17 protein-coding genes are annotated in these 26355 nt (G+C 67.3%); 10 read left to right on the top strand and 7 right to left on the bottom strand.

Annotated features, from left to right (window positions below; translation table 11 throughout):
• The first annotated feature begins 76 nt into the window (after window positions 1–76).
• From ACZ48X_RS03540 to ACZ48X_RS03520, 5 genes are all read left to right on the top strand, one after another.
• Window positions 77–4135 (top strand): serine/threonine-protein kinase, encoded by a 4059-nt coding sequence (locus ACZ48X_RS03540; protein WP_336351771.1) that lies wholly within the window; start codon window positions 77–79, stop codon window positions 4133–4135.
• Window positions 4136–4312: 177 nt separating this feature from the next.
• Window positions 4313–4852: a hypothetical protein gene (locus tag ACZ48X_RS03535; protein ID WP_336351772.1), complete on the top strand. Its 540-nt coding sequence runs from the start codon at window positions 4313–4315 to the stop codon at window positions 4850–4852.
• An 81-nt stretch (window positions 4853–4933) separates the two neighbouring features.
• On the top strand, window positions 4934–5407 hold the full coding sequence (locus ACZ48X_RS03530; RefSeq protein WP_336351773.1) for a hypothetical protein: 474 nt from the start codon (window positions 4934–4936) through the stop codon (window positions 5405–5407).
• Window positions 5408–5744: 337 nt separating this feature from the next.
• Entirely contained in the window at window positions 5745–5996 is a 252-nt protein-coding gene (locus ACZ48X_RS03525) for a hypothetical protein (protein WP_336351774.1), read from the top strand.
• On the top strand, window positions 5996–6493 hold the full coding sequence (locus ACZ48X_RS03520) for a hypothetical protein (RefSeq protein ID WP_336351775.1): 498 nt from the start codon (window positions 5996–5998) through the stop codon (window positions 6491–6493). The genes ACZ48X_RS03525 and ACZ48X_RS03520 overlap by 1 nt, the downstream gene beginning before the upstream one ends.
• Window positions 6494–6526: 33 nt before the next feature.
• On the opposite strand, the gene ACZ48X_RS03515 is transcribed toward ACZ48X_RS03520, so the two are convergent.
• The 4 genes from ACZ48X_RS03515 to ACZ48X_RS03500 form a co-directional block, all read right to left on the bottom strand.
• A complete protein-coding gene (locus tag ACZ48X_RS03515) occupies window positions 6527–9187 on the bottom strand; it encodes a hypothetical protein (RefSeq protein WP_336351776.1) in 2661 nt (886 codons plus the stop codon).
• Between the two features lie 122 nt (window positions 9188–9309).
• Window positions 9310–10698 (bottom strand): hypothetical protein, encoded by a 1389-nt coding sequence (locus ACZ48X_RS03510; RefSeq protein ID WP_336351777.1) that lies wholly within the window; start codon window positions 10696–10698, stop codon window positions 9310–9312.
• 1 nt (window position 10699) lies between these two features.
• Window positions 10700–12292, bottom strand: a complete 1593-nt coding sequence (locus ACZ48X_RS03505) for a hypothetical protein (RefSeq protein WP_336351778.1) — start codon at window positions 12290–12292, stop codon at window positions 10700–10702.
• Between the two features lie 123 nt (window positions 12293–12415).
• A complete protein-coding gene (locus ACZ48X_RS03500) occupies window positions 12416–15157 on the bottom strand; it encodes a hypothetical protein (RefSeq protein ID WP_336351779.1) in 2742 nt (913 codons plus the stop codon).
• Between the two features lie 130 nt (window positions 15158–15287).
• Between ACZ48X_RS03500 and ACZ48X_RS03495 the strand changes: the two genes are divergently transcribed.
• The 4 genes from ACZ48X_RS03495 (at window position 15288) to ACZ48X_RS03480 (ending at window position 19521) form a co-directional block, all read left to right on the top strand.
• Window positions 15288–15971, top strand: coding sequence for a hypothetical protein (locus tag ACZ48X_RS03495; RefSeq protein ID WP_336351780.1), 684 nt, complete (start codon window positions 15288–15290; stop codon window positions 15969–15971).
• Window positions 15972–15999: 28 nt separating this feature from the next.
• Window positions 16000–17274, top strand: coding sequence for an ATP-binding protein (locus tag ACZ48X_RS03490; RefSeq protein WP_336351781.1), 1275 nt, complete (start codon window positions 16000–16002; stop codon window positions 17272–17274).
• Window positions 17275–17362: 88 nt separating this feature from the next.
• The gene (locus ACZ48X_RS03485) at window positions 17363–17548 is read left to right on the top strand and encodes a hypothetical protein (RefSeq protein ID WP_336351782.1); all 186 of its coding nucleotides are present in this window, start codon (window positions 17363–17365) and stop codon (window positions 17546–17548) included.
• Window positions 17549–17619: 71 nt separating this feature from the next.
• Entirely contained in the window at window positions 17620–19521 is a 1902-nt protein-coding gene (locus ACZ48X_RS03480; protein ID WP_336351783.1) for a hypothetical protein, read from the top strand.
• 144 nt (window positions 19522–19665) lie between these two features.
• Here ACZ48X_RS03480 and ACZ48X_RS03475 read toward each other — a convergent pair whose 3' ends face one another.
• Entirely contained in the window at window positions 19666–20301 is a 636-nt protein-coding gene (locus ACZ48X_RS03475; RefSeq protein WP_336351784.1) for a CAP domain-containing protein, read from the bottom strand.
• Window positions 20298–20744: a hypothetical protein gene (locus ACZ48X_RS03470; RefSeq protein WP_336351785.1), complete on the bottom strand. Its 447-nt coding sequence runs from the start codon at window positions 20742–20744 to the stop codon at window positions 20298–20300. Before ACZ48X_RS03470 ends, ACZ48X_RS03475 begins: the two co-directional genes overlap by 4 nt.
• Window positions 20745–20981: 237 nt before the next feature.
• Here ACZ48X_RS03470 and ACZ48X_RS03465 point away from each other — a divergent pair, with 237 nt between their 5' ends.
• A complete protein-coding gene (locus ACZ48X_RS03465) occupies window positions 20982–21323 on the top strand; it encodes a DUF6176 family protein (RefSeq protein WP_336351786.1) in 342 nt (113 codons plus the stop codon).
• Between the two features lie 82 nt (window positions 21324–21405).
• Here the strand turns inward: ACZ48X_RS03465 and ACZ48X_RS03460 are convergent, their stop codons facing one another.
• Window positions 21406–26301 (bottom strand): DUF4011 domain-containing protein, encoded by a 4896-nt coding sequence (locus tag ACZ48X_RS03460; protein WP_336351787.1) that lies wholly within the window; start codon window positions 26299–26301, stop codon window positions 21406–21408.
• Window positions 26302–26355 lie beyond the last annotated feature (54 nt).

Genomic DNA, 26355 nt, shown 5'->3' with positions numbered 1-26355 from the left:
CACCGACGTGCCGGGGCGTCCACAGCGTTCGTATCGGGCCGGGACGAACACCTGCTATCACATCCTTCCACGACTCATGACCCACGAGGACGTTATCGACCGCATCGACGCGGCGCGCGAGCGCGACCGCTCGTTCGCCGGCCTGCAGGCGCGAGCGGCTGCTGCGCGCGCCGCGGCCAGCGCCGACAGGACAGAGACAGCCGCTATCGAGGCCGTCGCCGGGCTGCTCGACGCCGAACTGGACACGCCGGCCGCCGAGAGCGAGCGAATCACGGGCCTCGACGCCATCGCGACGGACGTCGAATCGGCGTGTGTCGACGCGCTCACGGCCGTGCCGCGGGACGACTCCGCGGCGTTGGCGGCGGCGCTCCCGGTGCTCGCGCGAGCGACTCACCGCGGACGCACTGCGGCGGTCCGCGAGGCAGCGGCCGAGGAGTGCCTGCACGCGATGGTCGAACCCGACGCGATACCCGCCGACGCGGTCCCGATCTCCGACCTCGAAGCGGGATTCGCGGCGGGCGAGCGCGACGTCCGCAGGCAGCTGGCGGCGACGCGCCGCGGCGTCGTCGGGAACGGCGGCGTGTTCGAGAAGGCGGCCGGGCAGGCCCCGGAACGCGCCCCGGGGCTCGTCCGCTGGTTGCTGCGGTTCGAGGACTTCGAGCTCGTCGACAACCGCCTCTCGTTCGAGTGGGGGGTCGCGCGGGCGCTGGAGTCGCTGGATGACGAACGCGCGTCGGCGGTCCTCGACGTCGTCCTCGACCACCTCGCTCACGAGAACGCGGACTACCGGCGGACGGCCGCGGGCGCGCTCTCGGAGTCCCACGAGGCGGTGCCCGAGGGGCGCGTTGGGGACGTCCTGGACGCGGTGGGTCGGCGATTCGATGACGAGGCGTTCGGTGTCCAGGAGGACGCGGTGGCGGTCGCGCTGGCGCTCCTGGAGCGCGTCCCCGGGGCAGCGGAGCGCACGTTCGACCGGCTGCGGACCGACGTTCCGGCGGGCGCGGTGGTCGATGGGTTGCGCGAGCTCGACGAGGCCGACCCCGCCGTCCGAGCGCCCGCGGTCGAGTTCCTGCTGGACGCGTGCGACGGCGAGGCGACCGGGCGGAGCGCGTCGCGACTCGGGAACTACCTCCTCGGCGGCGGCACGCATCGCTGGACGGGAGTCGGGCGGGCGCTCGTCGCGGGGGCAGTCGCCGAGGCGGCCGCCGACGACGCGGGTCGGGCACGCGCTTCGAGCCAGGTCGCCGCGCTCGCGCCTGGCGTCGACGGTGACGACGGGAACCGCGTTCGCGCGCTGGCAGCCGTCGCGACCGACGCCGGCGTCGAGCCACTACGGGTGTTCGTCGCGCTCGTTCCACCACCGGAGAGCGTCGACGCCGGCGTCGACCCCGGGGCGTGTCTCCGGGACGTGCTTTCGGCGTGCCTCCGGGCGGCCCGCGCGCCCGACTCGACGACCCGACAGCGCGCGCGACTCGCCGCCGAACTCCTCGCGGACGTCATACGGGCAGCGGAAGGAACTAGCAACGGCGACGACAGCGATCACAGCGAGAGTGAGGCCAGTGACGGCGACGCGACGGCGGCGGTGTGCGACGCGCTCCGTGCGGTCCGGAGTCCCGGGGCCGCGACCTCGGTGTCGGTGGCTGCGCGCACCCGGGTCGTCGCGGCGCTTCCGGTCTCGGCGCGCGTTCAGGACCCGGGGCCGGTCGCCGGACTGCTCGCGCATACGGACGCCACCGTCCGGGAGCGCGCGGTCGACCTCCTCGCGACCGGGCGCGTCGACGCGTCCGGGGACGGGACGGACGAACTGGTCGGGGCGTTCGGCGAGCGACTGACCGGGGACGTCGAGTCGGTCAGAGGGGCGGCGGTCGACGCGGCGCCCGCCGTCGTCGACGGGCTGCCCGCTGGCGCGGCCGGCGGCGTGGTCGACGGGTTGCTGGAGCGGGCGGGGAGCGAGGGCGAGCGCACGCAGCGGCGAGCGATCGCCGCGCTCGTCGACGTCGCGGACGCGGTCCCCGGGGAACGCGTCGAGCAGGTCGCGACCGTCGCGCTCCTCGGCCTGCAGAGCGCGGACACCGACACGCGCTCGGTGGCGGCGGACCTGCTGGCCGCCCTCGGCCCTCGATTGTCGGCCGAACGCGCGCCCGCCGTCGCGGCGGGCGTCGTCGCCGCCACTGAGGCGTACGCGGACGTCGTCTTCGACGGCCTCGACGTGCTCTGGGCGCTCGCCGAGGTACCCGGGACGGGCGACGCGGTCGCTCGTGCGTTCGCTCGAACGCTGGCGGCGAGCCGGGTCGCTCGCGACCACCTCGCGGACGCGTCGGTCGGGTTCGAGGCGACGCCCGCGCAGGTCCGGCGCGTCGTCGACGGCCTCCTCGACCTGGTCGCGGCGGACGACGCCGACGCGAGCGCGGACGCCGCGACCGCGCTCGACGTCGTCGCGACGACCCTCCCGGCGGACCGCATCGACGCGGTCGTCGACGCGCTCGCGACCGCAGCCACCGGCGCGGACGCGGCGGTCCGGTCGGCGGCGTACGACGCGCTCGAATCCGTCGCCACCGTCGCCGCCGACGCCCCCGCGTCCACGTGGACGCCGCTCGGCGCCCTCTTCGGCCACGAGGAGCAGCGGGTGCGTCGCGGAGCCATCAGGGTCCTCACCCGGGTGCTCGACGCTGGCGGTGACCCCTCCGGCGCGGCGGACAGCGCCTGCGACGCAGCCACCGACTCGGCGACGCCGGCCGCGATGTCGGGCGCGGACGGCGACGGGACCGCGCTCGAAGTCGTCCTGGTCGCTGGGCTCTCGGACCCCGCGGCCGACGTCCGCGTCGCCGCGTCCCGCGCCCTCGGCGCGGCCGCGACCGCACCGAACGGGCCGGGCACCGACTGGGCTATCGGCCGGCTCTGTGGCCGCACCGCCGACGACGCGGCGGCCGTTCGGCAGGCCGCAGTCGAGGGCATCCGGCGCGTGCTGGCGGCCGTCGACGCGGCCGCCGCGGACGAGCCCCGGTCGGTCCGGGACGTGCTCGCCGACCGCGTGGCGGAGGACCCGGACGCGGCCGTCCGCGAGGCGGCGGTCGCGGCGCTCCTCGGTCCCGGTGGCGCCATCCTGGACGTCGACGGCGGGCGCGCCCGCCTGGACGACGCGGCGGCCGCACTCGAGGACCACGTGACGTCTGTCCGCGAGACGGCGGTCGAGGCACTCCCGGGGTTCCTCGAGCGGATCGACGCGTCGCTCGGACTGCGGTCGCGCGCGGTCATCCACCTCGAAGAGCGAATCGAAGCCGACGAGTCGTCGACCGTCCGCCGTCGGGCCGCGGCCGCCGCCAGCGACGTCCTCGCGGCCGTCGTCGACGACTACGGCGCGTACGAGTACGGGAGCGACGAACACGTGGGCGAGTACCCGCCGGCGTCGTGGCTTCGGGAGGCGCTCTCGGACGTCGACCCGCGCGTCCACGCGGCGGTCGTCGACCGCCTGCCGGCGTTCGCCCCGACGCTCGACGATCGGACCGCGGGGGTCGCGGTCCGGAAACTCGTCGTCGCCCGACGGGCCCGCGAGGGCTGGCCGACCGACGGGGACCTCGCCGCGCTGACCGCGCTCGTCGACCGCCTCGACCCCGACCGGATGCGGAGCATCGAATCCCACATCGTCGCCGCGCTCAGCGACGCCGAGGGCGAACGACTGAGGACGCTGGCGGTCGCGCTCGCCGCCGCCGTCGAGGGCGAGGGCGGCGTGGAGAACGACGTCGTCGAGACGCTCCTCGACCGCATCGCGACCGCACGGAAACGGACAGGGCATTTCGGGGAACGCGTCCCGTCCCCGCAGGCCGACTCGGCACGCGACGTCCTCGTCGACCTCGTCGAGACGTCTCCCGAGGCGTTCGGGAAGCGCGTCGACGCCGAGACCCTCCGGTTCTACGTCGGACACGACCGCGAGGCGGTCCGGGCCGGCGCCGCCGCCGTCCTCGCCGCCGTCGTCGAGCACGGCGACGATCCCCGGGCGGCCGTCGCGACACGCGACGACCTCCGCGCGTCCCTCACCGTCGACGTCCTCTCGGGCCCGGCTCGACTCGCCGTCCTCGCGGCGCTCGCCGACGGGACGCTCCTCGCGCGCACCCACACCGCCGGAGACGACCGCTGACGGAGCGCCGCGACCCCGGCGCGTCGCTCCACGAACGCGAACCCGCCGTTCGGACCGTCGTCCATATCGAGGGATTCCGCGTCGACCGCCCGGGTCGACCCCCCTGGAGTACTTGAATGGAGCGTTTAGTCGCGAGTGAACACTCGGACCGGGAGGGTGGCGCGAGAGGGTTCGCGTATGTCGACGCAATCGACGACCCGATGCGAGTACTGTGGTCGCACCGACGACGCCGTCTCGACGCGCCGCGGTCGCGGCGCGCAGGCGCTCTGCGACGCCTGCGACGCGTGGATCACCGAGCGAATGGGAGAGATGACCGTCGCGGTCCCAGACGCACCCACTCGCGACAGCCGCGAGCGCGACGCCGACGTCGACGCGGACTCGGGGCGCGTGCTCGCGCTCGACCCCGACGCGGACGCGACGGCGGCCCTGGAGTACTCCAGTGGCGTCAGCTACGAGGTCATCGGCCAGCTCGAGGCCGCCGGCTTCGAGACCGTCGAGGACCTCTGGACCGCCACACGCGACGACCTCCTCGCGGTCCCCCACGTCGAACCGGCGGACGTCGACGCGATACTCGACAGCATCTCGACCCGGCCCACGCGCGGCTTCGTCGAGACCCTCGAGGAACTCGACGCCGAGGACGTCGACGCGCTCGGCGACACCGACGGGGGCCCCGGCGACGATGACGACCCCAGCGACGACGACGCCGAGATACTCTGACTGAACTTTTCCACGTCGAGTTCGACGCGAAAGAGCGAGTGCCCAGTTAGCTTTAGGTGTCAATATGACAAGAATAGAGTGATGCTCGGTCCGCTAGAACGCAGTCACCTCGAGAACAAAGTCCGGATGGTTCCCGAGTACGAACTCGATAGGTTGAGAGACAACTTCCGCTTGAACGGTCACTTCGACGCCATCGACGTGGTCACACGCGAGAAGAACCGTCGAGCGGCAATTCGAGAGGAGGAACGACGACGAGAGGAGGTCCTCAGGAGACAGGAACGGCGAAGCTCGAAAAAATCGGCCGAAACCCAGAGCAGCGAGATATCGCCCATACGGATGGGAGAGGGGCGGACTGGATGGGAGTGTGACGATTGCGGGAACGAACCAGAGAGGAATTATCAGCGTCTGATCTCAGGTCTGAAGGTACACACCGCAGAGTTGCTCGGATTGCTCGATTGGGAGTACACCTACGAAGAGGACACATGGGCGTACGAACAGCATTCGATAATCGAATGCCCGGAGTGCTCCAACTACTACGTCGCCTTCACCGATTGAACCGCTCGGTCGGCCCTCCATCTCAAGCACTCTGTCAAAATTGAGCGGTCGTCGGACGGCTTACGTGTGGCCGCCAGACGAACCGGACTACCTCTCGCGCAAGGTCTCGCCATCGAGCCACTGTTCCAAACTACGGGGCTTGGCCCCGTCGGGGAACGACTATTTAGACCCGGAAACGCCGAAGGCGCGGCCGTGGTGGGCTATCGAACGCAGTCTCGACCCGACTGCGGTCGAATAATCAACCGATCACAGGACATGAACACGCTCTGACTTAAAGAAACTGTTTGGTTACCACCTCGAGACCAGCACCGGGGAGTCGGCGGGCTACGTCTCGTGTATGTCGTGGCACAACCACTTCGAGCCGGAGTGCGAGAGCGGACACGAATCGACCGCGATGCGCGACGACGGCCCCGTCCACCACGGGCAGAGCCGGACGTACGTCTGCCCGGTCTGCGGGCGTGAGGTCCTCGCGTCGAACGTCCCCGGGGAGCGCGAGCCGTCCACGCGCCAGCTCCGCGCCGGCACGAAGCCGGCGACGGACGCCCGGGTCGACCGCGTCGGCGCTCGCGGCAACGGGGGTGGGGTCTGATGCGGACCACCGCGACGGACGCGCCGCGGGACGCCTCGGGCTGGAACTGGGTCGGCGTCGCCCCCGCCGACACCGCCGGCCGCGTGAAGCTCCCGCGTGCGCTCCTCGAGGAGGGCGTGTTCGACCAGCACGACGAGGCCTACTGGGGCCACGAGAAGAACACCGGAACGCTCGTCGTCTCCCCCGCTCCCCTCGAGCTCGAGGACTACCACAGCCTCTCCGAGTCCCGGAGCATCGGGAGCCGCGCCGACGGCCACCGCTGCACCGTCCCCCACCAGTACAAGCCCGGGACCTCCGGGCAGCTCCCCGAGGTCCTCCAGAACCAGGACCCCGCGTTCGACGGCGAGGAGCGCGTGCACTTCGTCTACCACGACGCCGTCCTGGAGCGTGACACCCCGTGGTGCTTCGTACTCCCCGAGAGCGACTTCGAGGAGCGCATGCTCGCGCCCGCCGACTGGCCCGAGACCGTGTTCCCGAAGTCCGAGCGCCTGCTCTGACTGGGGCGCGAAAACTATTTGACTTGTTTGTTTTTAGTATGTCTGCCTGATGGCGACTTTCTGGACACGTGTTCGGATTCGTAGCAATTTAAGCAGGTCCTCCTCATCATTTACTGTATTCGAAATTGCTCGGTCCAGAGACTGAGCAACAGAAGGGTCGGCCTGTTCAACCACGCCATTCCTCTCTAAAAGTGGTATTAGATCTGCAGCATGGGCTTCAAGAAGCGACGGATTACTTCGAGTAGTATCATTAAGGACGTCAACGATATCCGACGGCGAAATATTGCCGCTCTTACTTAATGCAACGAGAGCTTCTGTAATTGCCTCCAGATCGCCATCCAAACTAAGAGTCTCGCCGCTTCGATCTGCACTATTCTCAGTCGGTTCGAGTGCCAAAGCGCACTGCTCTAATCCGCCTTTGATTTTCCTTACTCCGAGCTGGTCGACGACTTGCGGAACCTGTAATAGAATCGCCACATTCTCTGGGTCGTCATGTAGGAGCGAACGAGCAAGTGAAACGACCGACTCGATTTGTTCATTGGTGAGCCAGTTGCGCTCCACGTACCCAGCAAGCACGTTGAGAGCAGTGCTACGGAACCCAGGTTGATTGTCGCCACATGAGATCTGCTCAACCAATGGGTGAACTAGTTGCTGGACGCTTGTTCCTGTCAGTGGTGGGATGCGTTGTTCGGTTTGCTCACGATAAGAGTCGAACTCCCTCGGAATAGAATCATTAAGTAAAGCTATGGTTTGATGTCTAATGTTCGGATTCTCACTCTGGATGCGTTCGACTAATGGAGTTAGCGACGCTGTCGAACCTGTTGCCGGTAATGCCTCAAAGACGTCATCAGGTACGGCAGACGGAGTGCCCTCGGTGTTAGATGCAGCGTCAATCCACAACCCTATAAATTCGATTCCCTCTTCGGGGTCCCCGAATGTTCGCAGAAGAGCTATGGACTCCAACGCGGCCCTGATAGCCCAGGATTCTTCCCAATCTGCATCTGGAATCCGGCTACCCAATGCGTCAATAAACGCGTCAAGGTCTAACTTCTCATGAGAATCGTAGTTAGAAATGATTGCGGCCGCCGCATGAGTAGCTTCCGCACCCGATGCGAGCTCAGTCGCTGAGTATTCGGAAAGGTATCGTTCGGCCAGCCCCGATCCAAGCAAATTCGCTTCTGCGGCATACCGGATTGCAGTATGTGAATGTTTTCTTTGAATATATTTCGAATCGAAAACAGCTTCGAGCAGATCTTCAAATGTATCATCAAACACCGTACGGTCTCGGTCAGTGATGGAAGCAACCTTACAGAGTAATTCACCAGGGTGGTTTAGCTCAACCTCCTCGATATTGCCATACAAAATTTTTCTTTTAAGTTCTCCGATTAAATGACGGCCAGGTCCTCTTTCTAAAGCATCGACAATCACGGGGAATGGTCCTTCCCCTGGCCCTTGGGTAGCTTTAACCAAAGAATCAAAATATAGAATATTTTTCATATTGGTCAGTCCTCCATCAATTTCGTCCCCCAATATTATGCTGTAAAATATAGAGTTAATGAACTGCTCAGTTGTGAGGCCTTTGTCCACAAGCGCTTGGAGCAATCGAATAGCAGCGGTTTTTGCGTGACTAAACGACGCAATCGCTGCCTGAAGCCTCTCGAAAAGTATTGGCAGGTCACGCTCAACCAAGACATCTGCCAAAGTGAGTATATAGAGTGTTTCGAATACCTCTAGATGAAGATCGTCGTTGCTGAATATTTTTATAGTTGATAACACATCAATCCAATCGTTTCGATATTCAGGATTTGACGTCTGTGCTATCGCTCGGCCCAATCCCCAAATAGCTACGGCATCGCGGTCGTCTTTGAACTTTTCTGCGGCGGCGATAGTCTCTTTGAGCCGGTTAACGAGATCGCGAGGTTGGGTCTTCCTGTCCTGGCTGAGTCTATCAGATAGTAAAGTCCTTATATAGCGTCCCCAGAACTGTACCAATGGTTCAGAAGCGGCCTCAAATTTGTCTATTACAGCGTTAGCTTGTTCAACTCCTCCCGTCCCAAGTTGAGGGTGTGTGAGCAAGACAGCTGCAGCGCGGGCGTCAGTACGATCGACATCGTCCGGTGTCGATTCTTTCAGTATACGGTTGATTACTGCATCGCGGGTCTCTTTCAGGACGTTTGAGTTTCTCCTCACAGTATTTGGACTTGCGGCGAAAAGAAGCTGATCGAGTACAGTAACAAGGATTTTTGATGTCGATGGCTGGTGGTCGAAAGTCGCATATCCAACCATTTCTTCCAAACTTGAGTCGACGATATTCCCCTGCTTGATCGTTTTTGAGAGGGCTCGCAAGAGCCGTTCGTCCCCAGCCAAGAGTCCGTTTGCAGCCAATCGGCGTTCGATATCAAATAGTCCAATCTGTCTGACGCAGTGTCGCTGAACCTCCTCGGAAGAACGAGCCATATCGAACAGGCTCGTAGCGTTGCTCATTGAGAAGGACACCTGTTCGCGAAGGACGACGGCGATGTCGGCTAGAAGTTCGGGAAACTCTTCGGCCTCACAAAGTGTCCAAGGTATCTTGGCAAGGGTAGCTTCACGGGTATATATAGTCGATGGCAACTGTCCCTTCCCTCGTGTGATCTCTGCCCGAATACGCTGAATTGCGATGTCTTCTTGTTTGCTTGGATGTCTTACACACATATGGTGTCAGTTTATGTATATTGATTGTTTGTTTCTATGAACTCGAACCTCATAGACATTTAGTAGGATACCGTGAAAAATTCTCTGGCTGTTAGGGATTCGACAGGTGTGCTGCTTTGCCGTTAGGTTCCCGCATAGATGAGGATGGCCGAGGACGCGAGCGCGAGGAGTGCGGCGACGACGGCGGCGGTGAGCGCTATCCGGCGGAGGTCCGAGCGCGCGGTCGACGGTCGGTGGGTGCGCTCGCGGGCGTCCGTGGAGCGGTGGCGGGCGACGGCGACGGCGGCGAGGACGAGCGCCGCTGCCCCGGGGACAGCGAGCGCGCCCGCGCCGCTGGCGGCGTCGAGGACGGCGGCGCGGACGACGCCGGGGTCGGTCGCGGCGAGGTCGCGGGCGGTCGTCTCGACGCGCCAGCCGGCGAGCCGAAGCGGTTCCCCGCCGAGGACGCCCACGAGGACGCCCACGAGGGCGGCGACGAGCGCGATACGGACGCGACGGTAGCGCGCTCGCCACTCGTCGACGATCGCGAGCGACGAGTGCGCGCCGAGGCGCGCGTCCAGGAGCTCGCGGAGCACGTCCTCGCCGGTGTCGTCGTCGACCGCCTCGTCCGTGGCCGCGTCGCGGTACGCGTCGCCGAGCGCCGCGACGGGCTCGACGAGGTGCTCGCGAGCGCGCTCCCGGGCGACCGCGTTCCGCTGGACGTCCAGTCGCTCGCGGGTGTCCGGGAGGGGCTCGACGCTGCTCCCCGCCGGCAGGTCGCCGTCCGGCCGTATCACGACGTCCACGTCGTCGATGGCGTCGACGCGGCCGGCCTTCGACACGGCGATCGTCACTCCGGTGTCCGCGAGCGCGTCGACGAGGAACGCGAAGAACCGCGTCGCGTCGTACGTCGACCGCGTCTCGAAGTCCAGTCCCGCTCCGCGAGCGGGCGCGGGCGGGCCGTCCACACGGACAGGACGGTCACCGTCGGCCGCGTCGTCGCGCTCGGGAGGGGAGTCGCCGTCGTCATCAGGGTCGCCGTTCGCGTCCGCGTCGTCGGCGTCGGCGAGCAGGAGGTCGTCGGCGACGTCGCCGAGCGACCATCCCTCGCCGGGGAACAACCGGCTGGGGAGCCAGGAGCGACCGCCCGCCTGGGCGTCCTCGGTCTCGACGAACCGCCTGACAGCGTCGTGCTGTGGATCCGCGAGCCAGAGCTGGTCCTCCGTGAGGCCGTCGAGCGCCCACCGCGCGCTCGCGGCGTTCTCCCTCGGCGCCGAAGACACCGATAACCCCGACGCGTCGACGCCCTCGAGCGCCGGCCGGACCCGAGAGAGGTCGATTTCGTCGTCGAACGTGCACTCGACGGTGCCCTGGACGGGCTGGCCGAGCCGACCCTCGAAGTACGAGCAGACGACGCCCGCGGCCGTGTCCGCGTACAGCAGGACGACGCCGGGGTCGATGTACTCGAGCGTCCGCGAGTCCTCCCCGAACAGCGCCTCGCCGTCGTTCCGGAACACCTGGACGTCCGGCATCCTACGCACCTCCCTTGATGCGGCGGAGGAGCGACCGCGCGCCGTTCACGGTGATCGGGCGGTCCGGGACGGGCTCGCCGGCCTCCAGGGACGCGTCGTGGTCGAGGTCGTAGTAGACGGGGTGGACGCGGTCGACCTGCGCCTGGTTCACGAGCGGCCCGAGCTTCTCCCGGCCCTCCGGCGACTCCAGGAGGTAGTAGTTCACCCACTGGAAGAAGTCCAGGCGCGTGTCGACGGTCCGGTAGAGCTGGTAGAGGTAGTCCGACTTCGTCACCACCAGCACGACCTCCTTCTCCTCGAGCAGGCTCTCGTCGACGTGCCGGAGGATCTGGACGTACGTCTCCAGGTACGACGACAGGTCGTCCTGCATCCGGTAGTCCTCGTCGCCGTAAGGGACCTCCGGGACGAGGCTGCCGGCGTCGACGATCACGCAGAGCGTGTCCGAGTGCACGATCTGCTTCGCCATCAGGCGCTGGATCTCCGCGGAGTCCAGCCCCTCGGCTTTCTCCGGAATCGAAGGCAGGCCGCGCACGGACTCGTAGACGTACACGACCCACGCCAGCGACAGCTTCCGCGACGGCGCGAACGCCTTCACGTACTCGACGAGTTTCGCGCCGACGTACTCGCCCGCGTAGTCGAGGACGTCCACGTTGACGTACTCCTTGAACAGGGCGCCGTCGAGCGACCGGAACCGGTGGAGGTGCGTCTCGCCCTTCTCGGTCGGCCCGGTGTAGTCGTCGTCCCCGAACCCGTCGACGGCGTCGTCGTCGCCGTGAATCGAGCTCGACAGCGACGTGAGCGGCTCGGACGGGTTCAGGCGCGTGTTCGGCGACTCCTGTTCGGCGGCCTTGTAGAGCGCCGCGGCGAGCATCGTCTTCCCGGCGCGTTGCACGCCGAGAACGAACACGTCGCGCTGCGCGCGATAGCTCGTGAACAGGTGCGCGCCGATGACGAGGACGGAAGCGGCGACGAAGTCCGTGAAGAGGTCCGCGCCGACGAACGTGACGTTCGTGACGGCGGCGGCGGTCTGGAGGCGGCCGTCGGCGAACGACACCGGCGTCGTGTACGACAGGTGGCGTTCGAGGAACCCGACGGTGACGATGGTCGCCACCACCCAGAACAATGCGGCGGTCGCCGCCCGGAACTCGTACGGGGGCTTCCCGTTTCGCAGGCGGCGACCGCCCGCGAGCACGAACGAGAGCGCGAACCCGGCCGCGAGGACCGGCGCGTTCTCGACGGGCTGCAGGGACGTCAGGAGGCCGTTCGACCGGAACCCGACGAACGCGATGGCCGACGCGACCACGAGCAGGACGCCCTGCACGCGCTTGATGTCGTCGAACAACAACAACGCGACCAGGCCAGCGTACGCGCCGAGCCAGAACAGCACGAACTCCAGGTGACTCACCCCGACCAGTTCCTCGAGCGTGACGACCAGCGTCCGACTGAGGCCGCCGGACTGCCACGCCGCACTCACCATCTTCGTCGCCGCCGGCGTCACCACCGCGATGAGCGCCAGATAGACGACGAGGTCTACCTTCTCCCAGAACGCGTCGAGACCCTCGTGGTCTCGCTCGGAAACAGTTGGTTGCTGCATGCACCACTGGCTTCCGGTGAAACCACCCTAAACCGGAGGCTGCGGGTACAGGTTTCGTAATTCGGAGTCGTTCGAGCCGAGGTGTGCTCGAAGAGCGGGTCCTCTGGCCGCCAGTGAAAGCCGTTACCGAGAACTCGCTGGACTGTCGGTCTCGGCCAGCAGTGAAACGACCCGCAGTTTCGATTCGACCGACGAAACTCGGTCCACGTGACGAACCAGCTGGTCGGCTATCGGTTCCGGCAACGGCTGAACGCCCGAGAGTGTCGAAACCAGATCGATAACTGCCTCCTGAGTCCGCTCGATTCCGTCCAGCGCGTTCTCGACGAGCGGACGGTCTTCGTCGGGGTTCGATCGAAGAAGCAGGTCGAGGGCTCTGTTGGGTTCGATAGCACCAGCACGGAGTGCCGACTCGAGCAACTCGAATCCGGCCTTCGACCCGCCTTCTTCGTGAAGGGAATCCTCGAACCGTAACCTGTCGCGGGAGTCCGAGTGGCGGAATGCTCGCGCGCGAAGCGCTCCCAGTTCTTCGGCATACGTTCGTTTTCTCCGAGTCCGAACCCGTGACTTGGCGTGCTCGATGAGTGGGTCGTCCGCGCCCCAGTCCGAGTACGCGGTGACGATGCCCAGTACCTCGGGCGTCTTGGCTAGCTGTGCGGTAATCGTGTCGCTATCCCCGTGCGCGAGTGCGATTGCGTACCCGGTCGCGCCGTACAGGCGGCGTGGTCGTTCCACGGGTGAGTCCGGTGAGCGAACCGCGTTCCATATTCGACGCGAGGCACCCTCCAGGAACTGTGGCGCTCCGTGTCCAGCGACAAACGCGAGCGCTGCTGCCTCCGGTTTGGTGCGGGTGCTTGGCTCGTTGGCCAGCCGTTCGGTCAGGGTGTCGAGCGCTTCCCGTCTCTTGGACCGGTGTGTGACTCGTTCGAGTTCACCGGCAATTCTTGCTGCAGGACGTGTCTTCAGGCCCCCCTCCCCGTCGGTGACCGCCCGCAGACCAGCGAGTTCCGCGGACGAGTACGCGGTGTCGTCCACGAGCACTATCCAGCCGCAGAGTTCGGACGCGACGTCGTCGTTGACCGCTTCGAGGTCCCACTCCACATCGCCGAGAGACAGCTGTTTGACGCGTGATTCCCTCGCCGCTGCTCGAAGCCGTCGCACGGCTTGGACGGAATCGCCGCCATTCGCGACGACGAAGCCGAGCGCTTGCGATGCGCGCTCGTTCGCCGAGGGCCCGCCAGTCCGGACGTGGTCAGCGAGTCGTCCGGCCGCGGAGTCTCGGATACTGTCGTCGAATGCCGATAGCGTTCCGAGTGCAGTCGCGGCTCTGCGACAGCCGGGCGTGTCACTGGCCTGAACGATTTCAGCCAAGCCCGCAGAGAGCGACACGTCGTCGACCTTGAAACTGAACGCGACGAGTAACCCGAGTCGTTTGGCGACCTCGGACTCGATTCGAGCGGTCTCAGGGGCGACGGAATCCATCACTCGTCGGACCGACTGTGGTGGACTGTAGGTGTCGGCAGCGGCGACTACGACGCCGAGGGCTGCCTGTGCTTTCTCGGGCCAAAACGTTGGCTCTTCGAAGGCGTCGGCGATGTGGCGGGCGAGCCCTCGAACCGTTTCGCGTTCGTCGTAGGGGTCGCCGTAGGCCGAGATGTAGCCGAGAACACTCTCCGGATTTGCGAGCGGTAGTCTATCGCTGGGACGAGACTCGTCTCTGAGGGAGGCCGCGAGTTCGTCGACGACGTCGAACGTGTCGTCTGAATCGAGGTAGCCCGTCGCCCGGCCGAGTATCGGGAGGAGTTCTTGATGGCCGATCGACGCTGTTCGGACGCGTGCTGCTAGGGCATCGAGGTCGACTCCGGTTCGCGAGAGTGCGCCGGTTGCGATGAGGTTGCCGAGGACCTCGGCCGCCCGCTTCCACGGGTATGCAGGTCGGGCACGGACATCGCCGCAGAGCCCCTCGACCACGTGACTCTCAGTATCGGCATCCGAGAACAGGGTGAACAAGAGTCCGAGAGTCTCAGCGGCCTCCGCTCGGTCGAAGCTAGTTCCGGTGCTCACGAAACGTCCGAGAGTCTCGAAGATGACCGACATCGACACCTCCGCCTCGAAGTCCGTCGCCCGAGAGACTGCTGCCAGACCGATTGCGCCCCACAATATCTCAGCGTCTCGACCGTTAGCACCGTAGCCTCGTAGTTCGTCGAAGGGTTCGGCCGCCAGTTGCAGTACCGCCACTACTGACGAGCATGTCGCGACGGCTCTGGGTTGGTGTAGAGCGACGAGTGCGAGGAACCGGATAGCAGCGGGAGTCGACTGAACCGTTGAACGAGCGGGCCCCGGTCCACGAAGGTCGTCGATGACGTGTTCGGCGACCGAATCGGCGGTCGTGTGAATGTCGATTCGGTCAATCACGAAGGCCGGTTCACGGAGTGCGAACCCGTCGAGGACGGTTAGCGCGTGGTCGACCACGGACGTAGCCGCTGTCTCGACCATCGTCGTTTCGAGTGCATCGAGAACGACGTGCTTCTCGGACGTATCTAATCGGACCACGAGAGTGTCGATATCGAAGGCGGCGAGCGTGGCGGCGAGGAGTCGACGGCTGTCCGCGAGTACGTCGGACACCCCGAACACGGCGGCCGCTGAATCCGGGGCCGGACGAGTGAGCAGCCTCTGCAACTGGTCGGCGACCGTTGCGGGGAGATGGTGAGAGTCCGGATTCTCTCGCGCGTACTGGAGAGCCCGTTCGCATACGGTTCGACCGTGGAGGACTGTCGACGGCCCGGGATTGTGCGGGAACGCGGTCTCGAGTTCATCGACGATCTCCGGGACGTCCGTTCCGGCCGTATTCGGAGAGCGCCGCGTCATGAATCGTACATCTCGTTTCGTGGCGTTCTATCAAAATAGCACGGGTCCTTCCTCGTGTGGTCCGGTCGGTTACAGGTCGTGTGAGCGGCCGGCCCCGCCTTTTACCATCGGGGGGTTTTCTCCGAGTGCGATGCTCCGACGCATCATCTCGAAGACGAAGCGATGGGTGAGCGTGAACGTCATCGGACGCAACCCCATCGAGAACATGAGTTCGCTGGAGCTCGAGCGGCGCATCCGGAAGCTCGAGCGCCAGAAGAAGGAGTACAAGAGCGATATGACCAAAGCGAAGCAGCAGTACGACGAGAAGATCCACCAGGCTCAGGAGGCCGACGAGACGCGCGTCCCGGAGATCAAGTCCGAGGCGTCGCGGCTCCTCTCGAAGTACGAGGCCATCCGCTCGCAGTGGATGGAGACCCTCGTCGGCCTGCGGTTCATGCAGCAGGCGGCGCTCGGGAAGCAGATCAGCGCGGACGGTCCGGATGCGCTGCCGTCGAACATGAACCCCCGCCAGTTCGAGGGGGCCGCTCAGATCATCGAGAAGAAGATCGAGGATCGCGAGGACGGCATCGACCGCTGGAACGTGGCGGCCCAGCGCATGGAGGGCATCAGCAAGGGCGGGTCGGCGCACATGGACGCGATGGCGGACGAGCGCGTCGAGGCTGCGGTCGACGCGGCTCGCGACGGCGACGACGTCCCGACGCTCGAGGAGCTCGCCGACGAGACGTTCAGCGACGTCGAGGAGACGGTGTCCGAGGCGGAAGCGAGCGCGTCCGCGTCCGCCGGCCAGCGCGCCGGCGAGGGCGAGCGCTTCTGAACTGACCGCGGTTACCCATTTTTCAGTCATGACGCACGATGCTTACCGGATAGAGATACTACGAGAACAGTACGAGGACTCCTTCGAGTCCGCCCAAGAGCACCGGCGGGAGGGCCGCAAGCAGGCGGCGGCGCGAGCCTACGTGGACGCGGCGGAGACGCTCGCGAAGCTCGACGAGGCGACCGACAGCGACCGCGCGCACCAGGTCGAGCGCCTGGAGCGGGCGGCGGAGATCCTCGAGCGCGGCGAGGACCTCGAGGACCACTTCAAGCGCAACCAGGAACCGGCTGGGGACGGGCCCTCGGGTGGTGTCGATGGCCCGCCGCCGGGCGCCGGCGGTGAGGGCGACGAGGAGATGCGCGCGCAGATGGAGTCGTTCATCGCGGAGACGTCGACGACGTGGCAGGACATCGGCGGCCTGGACGACGTCCAGCACGACCTGAAGCGTGCGGTGGCGCTCGGGTCGGTCGCGAACAAGCCGGACGCGGTGTCCGCGACCGAGCGCATCCTCATGTTCGGCCCTCCAGGTACTGGCAAGACGCTGCTCGCGAGCGCGGTGGCTGGGTCGCTCGACGCGACGTTCTTCAAGGTCGAGCTCGGGAACCTGCTGTCGAAGTGGTACGGGGAGTCCTCGAAGCAGATATCGGCCTTGTTCGAGACGGCGGCGGAGTTGAGTCCGAGCGTCGTGTTCCTCGACGAGGTGGACTCGCTCGCGCAGTCTCGAGACGGTGACATGAACGAGACGTCGCGGCGCGTCCTGGACACGCTGCTCGCCGAGCTCGATGGCGTGGACAAGGAGAGCGACGACTTCGTGCTCACGTTGGCCGCGACCAACACCCCCTGGCATCTTGACAGTGCGATTAGAAGTCGGTTCCCGAAGCGCATCCACGTCCCCCTCCCCGGGGTCGACGCCGCCACCGAGATCATCCGCATCCACACCGTCCACGGTGGCGTCGACTTCGACGGCCACCCCAGCGCGTTCGTCGACGACCCCCAACAGGCCCACGGCGCCGACAGCCCCGAGCGCGCCATCGCCCAGCGCTGCGTCGCCGACGGCTACACCGGCCGCGACATGGAAGCCCTCTGCAGCGCCGCCGTCAACAACATGGTCACGCGCCACAACCCCAACCTCGCCCGCCTCGTCGACGACAGCGTCAAACGCCTCCGCTCGCACACCCTCGACGTCGGCGCCATTCTGCCCCAGGACGTCACCCACGCGTTCGCCACCACCTCGCCCTCCCTCCCCGAGGAGGACGTCGCGCGCTTCTACGACTGGAACGACGAATACGGCTCGCAAACCTGACCCCCCAGTCGCACCACGCACCCTTCTTCCGCTACAACGCTCGTAGCCGAACTCCAAGCCTATCGAACCCGCCCGCGAACGACGAGGTATGTCCCAGCGCGACCGCGAGTTCTGGACCAGCGACCACCGGTACGAGGACCTCGCCAAGCAGTTCGAGCGGAACATCGAGATCCGCTACCCCGAGGCGTTCCGGAACTGCTGCTGTGGCTTCCCGTACTGCACGTTCGACGCCTCCACCGTCACCTACTACGAGTACCGGGGCAGCGCCATCTGATGCCGCGGCCAGGACGGAGTCCGGCACCCGGGCCCTGGTCTTTTCTACGCCTGTCCCCATAGACGACTACGATGACCGACCTCCGGCTGGGTGTCCTGGACGGTTCAGAGTGGAGCGGCGAGACCCAGCAATTGCTCTCCGTGGCGGAGACGCTACTGGAGCCGGAGTCCGCGCCGGGTTCCGGGCCAGTGACGGCGCTCCACCGTCGGAAGGAAGCGTGTCAAACGCTCGGTGGGTTCGTCGAGATGGATCAGCGAGTCGGTGTCGCCTCGCTCCCGGTCGTCCGTACCGTACTTCGGGAAGAAATCGAGCGGTCCTTTGACGCGTCCGCCGACGACATGTTCAAGCGACCGCTCTCGAACGCAATCGAGTCGAAGCTCCTCGCGATACTCGTGAACACGACCACACCGGAGTCAGTAGCGGCGTTCGAGGACGACTTCCTGTCCCTCGTGGACCTCCTCGGTCGGGCGCTAGTGGCGGTCGATTCGAGAGAGTCTCGGATCGACTGTATCGAAGGCCTGAACACCGTCAGCTGGGTGTTCCCGGCCGAGATTGTCGAGCTCGTGGCCGTTCCAGCGGTCGTCCGCGAACTGGTCGCACTCCTGCCCGAGCTCTCGACCGAGACGACCCGGCGGACGGTGCTGCACCTGTTGGCCGTCCTCACGACGAGGGACGATGACGTCGTGAACGACCCAGAAGACTTGTTCGCGCGCATCGAAGTGGCCGCTCCGTTCAGCGATTACCGCTGTCAGGCGTTCGCCCTCGCGATAGCAGAGGCACTGGACATCACGACGACGGGGATAGAGTTGAACGTTCGCAACGGGAACCCGATCGCGGTGCTTCGGGAAGCATTTATCAGGAACGACGACCTCGGCGGACGGCGGTTGCGAGCGCAAGCCCTGGGGGAGCTCGTCGCCACGTGTCCAACGTACTACCCGGACGCTCCGTCTGAGTTGGTCGACCGGGTGAGGGTCGGTACCGACAGGTCTCGGTCAACTTTGGCTCGGGCGCTGGGGTTCGTCGTCGTCTCCGACAACGTCGATGAGGATGGAATACCGAGAGCGGTGTACGATGCGTTGCAGCACGACCGCGGCTATCCGCTATCAATCAACACGAGTGCGATAGCAGCGGTGCTCGAACACCAGGACGAGTCGACCTTCCCGGAACGGATGCTCTCCGATGTGGTCGAGGCGAGCGGTGACCGGAGGCGTGAAATAGCCAGGGCCCTCGGGAAGGTCGCGCTCGAGGTGGACGAGGATCAGCAGGAAGTCCCGGAGCATCTGGCGGACCAGATAACGGACGAGAACCCGGTCCGGCGGAGCAAGGCCAGGCGTGCCATCGGGGAGTTGGTCGCTGCAAGCGCCTTCGGTCGTGAGGGCGCGGAGTCGCTGCGAGCGGAGATAGCGGACAAAGACGGATACCGTGATCTCGAAGCGCTCGTGGTAGCGCTCGGAGAGGTGACGACGGAACGCCAGTTCTACGAGGACGCGGTGCTCGATGCAGTGGTCAGCGAGCTACGGGACAGTTCAGGAACGAGACGGCTCGCTGGTGACTACGTTCTCGGCCGACTGGTGCTGGGCGACGCGCCGCTCGACGTCCTCTCGACCGAGTTCCCCGACAGAGCAGACGAGGACTCATTCAAATCGAAATACGGCAACGGCTGGGGAGCACGCCACCTGAGACTCCGGTTCGTCTCGGAAACTGCACCCATCGACGTGGGCGAGTTCGCCAACTTCCTGTCCGAGTGGGATTCGGAATCGGAGCCCTCCAAGTACGAGGTGTTGGACTGGGAAGCACTCGAGGCCCGTGCTTGCGAGGCGGTCCTGGAGGTGTCGCATGCGGTGGTAGCGAACTCCCCTGTTCCACGACATCCGGCATTGAAGACCGACCTTCGGCGATTCGTCACCGACGGCGACGGCGTTCCCGACAGGAGTAGGCTCGCTGCCGTTCTCGTCCTGTCGGTGCTGGAGTGAGCGTCGTCGAAACCGAGTGACGGCTATCTGAGCGGAGGGAGACTGGGTGTGTCAGGGAGAGAGGGTCTTGGCGAAACGTGCACGGCAGCGAGCCGGTGGCGGTGGCCGAATCGGCCTCCGGAAGATTGGTGCGGCGACGAGTTGTTACGCGACGTTCTGGGTGGCGAGGACGGCGCCGTCGGTGGCGTAGTCGACGCCGATGCCCTCGACGCGCCAGTCGGGTTCGAGGAGGTTCTCGCGGTGGCCGGGCGAGTCGAGCCAGCCTTCGACGATCTCGCGAGCGATGACGGTGGCGTCGTCGAGGTCGTCCGGGTAGTGCTTGGCGACGTTCTCGCCGCATTGCCGCCAGTCGTAGCCCGCGCGGTCGTACCGGTCGGTGAGCGTACGTCCGTCGGGAGTCTCGTGGCCGGAGAAGTCGGCGTCGACCATGTGCGTGCTGTGACTGCGGGCGATGGTCGCGAGGTGCGGGTCGGCGTCGAGCGCGTCCAGGCCGTGGCTGCGGCGGGCGTGGTTCGTGGCGTCGTGGATGGCTGCTTCGAGGGCTCGTCGGGAGACGCTCGGGCTGAAGTCGACGGGCATCGCGCGTGCTTCGACGGTGACGTCGCCGCCGCAGTCCCCGCACGTGGTGGCTGGGCGGATGGGTGCGCCGCAGCGACTGCACTCGTGGTCGCCGTCGACGACGACGACGAGCCCGTCGCACGTCCGGTGGTCGTGGTGCGAGCGGCGACTGACGCGCCCGCAGTCTACACAGGTATGCACGGGCGTCAGGACGCTCGTCATTCGTCATCACGGCCGAAGGGGCCGGCGCGAATCGCTTCGACGACGGGCCGCGCGACCTTGCGGGCGCTGTCTCCCACCGCGTCGGCCCGCTGTCGGGTCGCGTCCGCGGCGCGCTCCAGTTCGTATCGTGCGCGCAGGAGCGACAGGTCACCGCGGGGCTGGAGGTCCTCCACCGAATCGGCGTCGACCGTCTGGAAGCCGTCGACGAGTGACTTGCCCGGGGTGCTTGGGCCAGTCAGAAGGATGGTGTCGTCGTCGCCCCGGAACGGGTGTCCGGCGACGTGGTCGGGGCCCGTGTGCGCCCGGAGCCAGCGCCGGCACCGGCGTGCGGCCGTCCGCCAGTAGTGACGCGCGTACAACAGCGGAAGCAGTGGGGTGGGGTGGTCCGCTCTCGAGGGCGGCTCGTCGAACGTCGACAGCTCGTACTGTCTGTGTGAATCCATACCCCGACCGTCGAGCCACAGCTACCTAAGGACGCACGCCGTCTTACAGCGAGCGTAAGCAACGTCGACTCGACATTGCGAGCGGTCGTGGTCGACGCACGGACGCCACCACGGAATCTGTCCGGCGCGTTACCCGTCGAATTCACGGGCGGACCTGAACCTCGCGGTGACACACTTTCCGCGTCCCCCGGAAACTGGAGGGGAGTTATTACGTGCAGTGACGATTGGTGGAGGACGATGACGGAAGTCCAACTGGCTAGATGTGAGGTTCGTTCGGGGAAGGAGGACCGGATTCGTGACTGGTACGAGACGCTCGCCAACGATCGGTTCAGCGAGACGGCAGCATCGCTGGTCAGCGAGGGGACGCTCACCGAGTCGGCCTTCCTCCAACAGAACGAGGGCGGCGCGTCCTACCTCTACGTCCTGATGGAGTGGACGGACTCCGACGACGCGCCCCCATCGGCCGACGAGACGCTGGCTATCGTCGAAGAGCATCACGACGTCCTGGCGGAAACCCTGGTCGGTGAGGACTGGGAGGAGCTAGAGCCCCTCGGCCACATGGTCAACCCCGAGCGGTGACCGCGTCTCCCGCACAGCTGTTGCAGTGGGGGAAGTTGTCGAGACGGGATGCGGTCGACGGGCACGAAGGGACGAGGGTCGGCTACTGGTAGATGTTCGCTTCGAGTCGTTCGTCGACGTCGACGTCGTGGACGGCTTCCACCCGGTCGCCGGTGCTGGTGGCGGCGTCGTGGTCGAGGAGGTGGTCGATGGCGTCCTCGAGGTGGTCCTCGATGCGGGCGCCGACGCGCTCGTAGCCGAAGCGGCGTGCGGCCTCGAGGACGAGGTCGTCGCGGGTCATGGCGCCGCCGTTGGCGAGGAGGACGTAGCACGCCTTCGCGAGTTCGGCGCGCGGGACCTCGGTTATCTCGCGGCGTGCGTCGCTGTCGGGGTCGGCGTCGTCGTGGTCGCGGAGCGGGAGGTCGGCGGCGTCGCGGGGCGGCCAGAGGAAGCCGTCGTGGACGTGGAGGTGGCCGGCGTCGGCCACGGACTGGGCCTGAGCTTCCAGGCGCTCGCGGAGGCGGGGGTCGAGGCGGTCGGCGTCCAGCGCCTCCGCCAGGGTGCGGTACGCGGCCGTCTCGCTGATGGGGCCGGCGTCGGCGACGACTGCGAGGAGGCCGCGCTGGACCTCTCGCGGCGGGACGCCGTCGTCGTCCCCGTCGAGGTCCGGGACCGTCGGTGGTTCGTAGGTCGCGAACGGGTCGCCGCCGTCGGACTGCACGACCTGCGCGTCACCGTCCGCGTCGGCGGCGTCGGGGGTTTCGGCGTCGGTGCCTGGGGCGGTCCGGTCGCGGTCGCTGGGCGGATGGGTGAGCGTCGACGCCGTCGCGGTCTCGTGCTCGGCGTCGGCGTCCCCGTGGACGCGCTCCCTGATGCGGTCGAGTTCTCGCTGGGGGTCGGTCGCCCACGCCTGCGCCCAGACGCGGTGGACGGCCCAGTCGCGGTCCGCGAGGACGAGCTGGCGGAGGCGCTCGCGGTCCCGCGTCGCGTCGGCGTGGCGCGCGGCGGCGCCGTCGAGTTCGACGCCGAGCGCGTACCGCTCCGGGTCGTCGGGGTCGCGGACGGCCATGTCGAGGACGTACCCCGCGGTCCCGAGGTCGACGTCGACGTCGAACCCGGCGTCGGTGAGCGTCTCGTAGACGTCCCGCGCTAGCGGCGAGTCGAACGACTCGGCGTCCTGACACGGAGAGTGGGCGTCCCCGTCGATGTCGCTCGCGCGGGCGTCGGACTCCGTCTCGCTCGCGGCCGGGGTGTCGATTGTCGGGTCGTGGTCGCGGACGTGTGCGAGGTAGCGCTTGAAGTCGGCGACGCCGCGGTGCGTGACGCCGGTGACGTCGACGTCCTCGGGCTGGAGCGAGGAGACGACGGTGACCTGGCGGCGGGCGCGCGTGATGGCGACGTTGAGGCGGCGGTGGCCGCCGCTGTCGTTCAGCGGCCCGAAGTTCGCGGTCACCTCGCCGTCGGCGTCGGGCCCGTAGCCGACGCTGAAGACGATGCGGTCGCGCTCGTCGCCCTGCACGACCTCGAGGCTCTTGACGAAGAACCCCTCCTGGACGTCGTCGCGGTCGACGAACGCGTCGAGCGCCGGGTCCTCGGGGCGGCGGTCGGCGAGCGCGTCGCGGATAGCGCGCTCCTGGGCGCGACTGAACGCGACCACGCCGAGGCTCTCCTCGGGGCGCTCGTCGGCGTGGGCGGCGACGACGTCGACGACGCGCTCGGCCTCGCGCTCGTTCCGACGGGTGTCGCCGCGGTCGTAGACGCCGTCCTCGACGTACTCGAACGCGAGCCCCGTGGTCGGGTCGCCGGGCGCCGGCGTGGGGAACGTGCGGAGGCGACTGTCGTAGTAGCGGTCGTTCGAGAACGCGACCAGGGACGGGTCGGCGCTCCGGTAGTGCCACGTGAGGTAGTGCTCGGGGAGGACGGCCGCGGCCTCGTCGAGGACGCTCTCCAGGTCGGTGCGGCCGCCGGCGTCGTCGACGACGTCGGTGTCGAAGAACGACGTCGGCGGGAGCTGGTTCGCGTCGCCGGCGACGATGACCTGGTCGGCGCGGACGAGCGCGCTCGCGGCCTTCGCGGGCGGTATCTGGCTCGCCTCGTCGAAGACGACCGCGTCGAACTCGATGGCGTCCAGTGCGAGCGACTCCGCGACGGTGCGCGGACTCATCATGAAGCACGGCTTGAGCTGCTGGACGACCTCGCCGGCGTCCGCGAACAGTTCGCGGAGCGGGCGCTGGTGGTGGCTCTTCCCGATCTCGCGCTTGAGGACGACCTGCGCGGCGCTGTCGGCGTGCTCGAGTTCGACGCTCGGACGCCGGCTCGTGACGGCGTGGCGGACGGCCGCGGCGTCGTGCTCGCGGAGCGCGGCGTCGCGCTCGCGGAACGTCGCGAGGTGGTGCGCGTACGTCTCGGCGTTGAACGCGTCGATGTCCGTTGCGTCGTAGAGCGCGTTCAGCCACTGGCGGTAGAACTCGCGTTCGAACGCGCTCGCGACGTGCTCGGGGTCGTGGCCGGCGTCGAGGAAGGCGTCGAGGTAGTCGCCAGCCAAGGTGTCGGCGACGCGTTCGCGAGCGTCCTGGAACGCGACCCAGTCCCGGAGGCGGTCGAGGTTCGCGCGGAGCGACTCGAGGACCTCGCGCTGAGCGGCCCACGACGCCTGGGGGAACGCGGTGCCGTCGGCGTCGAGGGCGTCCAGCGCGACGAACGACGCGAGTTCGTCGCGCGCGCGCTGGAAGCGTTCACGCTCAACGGTGAGTTCGAAGCGGAGGTCGTCGGCTGCAGGGATTGCATCGTCGTCGAGCCAGCCGTCGGCGCGCTCGGGGTCGACGACGCCGGTGTCCGCGAGCGTTCGCACCCAGTCCGCGACGCCCTGGAGGCGCTCCCAGTCCACGGCTCCCTGCACGCGCTCGACGTCCACGCGCCCCCAGCCCAGTTCCGTGTCCTCGCCATCGCCGTCCACGAAGGGCGTGAGGTAACGGGCGTCCACGTCGACCTCGGCGATGGTGTCCTCGGCGGCCTGCAGCGCGCGGAGGCGGCGGGCGTCCTCGCGGAGCGCGTCGAGGTCGGGGTCGTAGCCGTCGCGCGCGTGACTGACGAGCCGGCGCTTCAGGCGCCGGTAGCTCGGCCGGACGAATCGGAACAGCCCGTACGCGCTGAGGGCCTCGTGGAGTTCGCGGCCGTCCTCGTCGAAGATGCTGGACGCGTATCGCTCGCGGAGATGGGACTCGTGCTCGGCGCGCTCGATGGCGGCGGCGGCGAGTCGCCCGACGGGACCGTCGGGCGCGTGGAACGCGGGGTCGAGGAGGTCGTCGGGGAGCGAGTCGACCGGGGCCGCCGCGAGTCGGTCGAGCGCGCGTTCGACGTCCTCGATCGCGCTCGCGTCGCGGAGGTCGACGCCGAGGGTCGAGGAGAGTCGGTCGGCGAGGTCGCGCATGGCGTCGACGGCGGTGAGCTGGGCGTCGATGGCGTCGGCGACGCGCTCGCGGGTGTCGACGCGCCACTCGTCGACGGTCGTCGCCCGCCACGGGTGCGAGTCGTGGTCCGCGATGGCGTCCTCGAACGCGGCGAGTTCGCGGAGGGCGGCGATGGCGTCGTCGACCGCCGTCTGCCCGACCGCGAGCGGGTCGTCGACGTCGACGTCGACCCTGGGTTCGTCGCGGCCGGCGGCGACGATGCCCAGCGCCTCGTACGGCGTCACCGCGAACCCATCGGGTGGCGTCGTCAGGCGGTCCGCGTGCGCGTCGAGCGTCTCCGCCGCATCGTCTCGGCGCTCCCGGCACGCCTCCCGGGCCGCGGGCGGATCAGTGTGGTCAGCGCGGAGTTCGCGGCCGAGCGCGTCCAGGACGTTCGACTTGGTGGCGTGCTGGCCGTGAGCCTCGAGGCAGAACCGCCCGAGGCCGACCTCGTCGAGCCGCGACTTCACGACCCCCAGCGCCGCTTGCTTCTCGCTGACGAACAGGACGCGTTCGCCCCGCGCCAGCTTCGCCGCGACGACGTTCGCGATCGTCTGGCTCTTGCCCGTCCCCGGCGGACCCTGGAGAACGAAGCTCTCGCCGTCGAGGGCCGCGTCGATGGCCGCTTGCTGGCTCGGGTCCGCCTCCAGTACCTGCGTGGGCGAGTCGTCGGCGTCGCCAGTCGCTCGCTCGCCGCGCCCTGGGTCGGCCTGGAGGGCGTCGAGGGCGTCGGTGTCGCCGGCGATGGCGCGGACGAGCGGGTCGCTCGCGATGGCGTCGCGGTTCCGGTCGAGGTCCTCGTAGAGGCTGACCGTCGCGAAGTCGAAGATGCAGACCGCGAGTTCGCGCGAGACCGTCCAGTCGGGGAACGAGTCCGCGATGGCGGCGACCGCGTCGAAGGCGGCTTCGAGGTCGTCGACGGCGACGTCGCCGTCGCCGGGGAGGTCGAGGTCGCGTTCTGCCTGGACCTTCCGGCGGAGCGCGGGGTTGACGACGAGCGGGTCGCCGTCGTACGCCACGACGTGCGCGTGGACGTCCTCGGCCGTCGCCGGACGGTGCTCGAGTTCGACCGGCAGGAGGAACAGCGGCGACTCGTAGGGGTCGTCGTCGCCGGGCTCGGTCCACGCGAGGCGGCCGACGGAGAGGAACAGCGTGTCCGCGCCGCGCTCGCGGAGGTACTGGCGGTGATAGCGCGCGATGGATTCGAGCGACTCGGTCGCCACCTCGGGCGCCCGGGCCGCGACCGCCGCCCCCGCGTCCACGCTCCCGTCGTCGGCGGACCCGCGCGCGACCGCCGGGTCCGTCCGTGCCGTCTCTGGCGGGTCGTCGGTCGTCGCTTTCCCGAGTTCGACCGCGCCCGTCTTGCGGAGACGGTCGACGACGGGCCCGGCAGCCGCCGCGAGCGGGAGCGACTTCGTCTTCGTCGGCGAGAAGTCAACGAGCGCGTTCCGGCGCGTCAAATCCAGGAGTTGCTCCTGCCACCCCTCGACGACGGATTCCACGTCCGCGTTCGACTTCACGTCGACGTCCTCGGAAGCGTCCGCGGTCATTCCGCCACCGCCTCCGAGCCGGTGTCGGGTCGCGATTCCTCCGCCGGTCGACTG

The sequence above is a fragment of the Halorubellus litoreus genome, assembly GCF_055378595.1.
The sequence above is the reverse complement of the archived record's forward strand: the minus strand, read 5'-3'. Positions and strand labels throughout refer to the sequence as shown.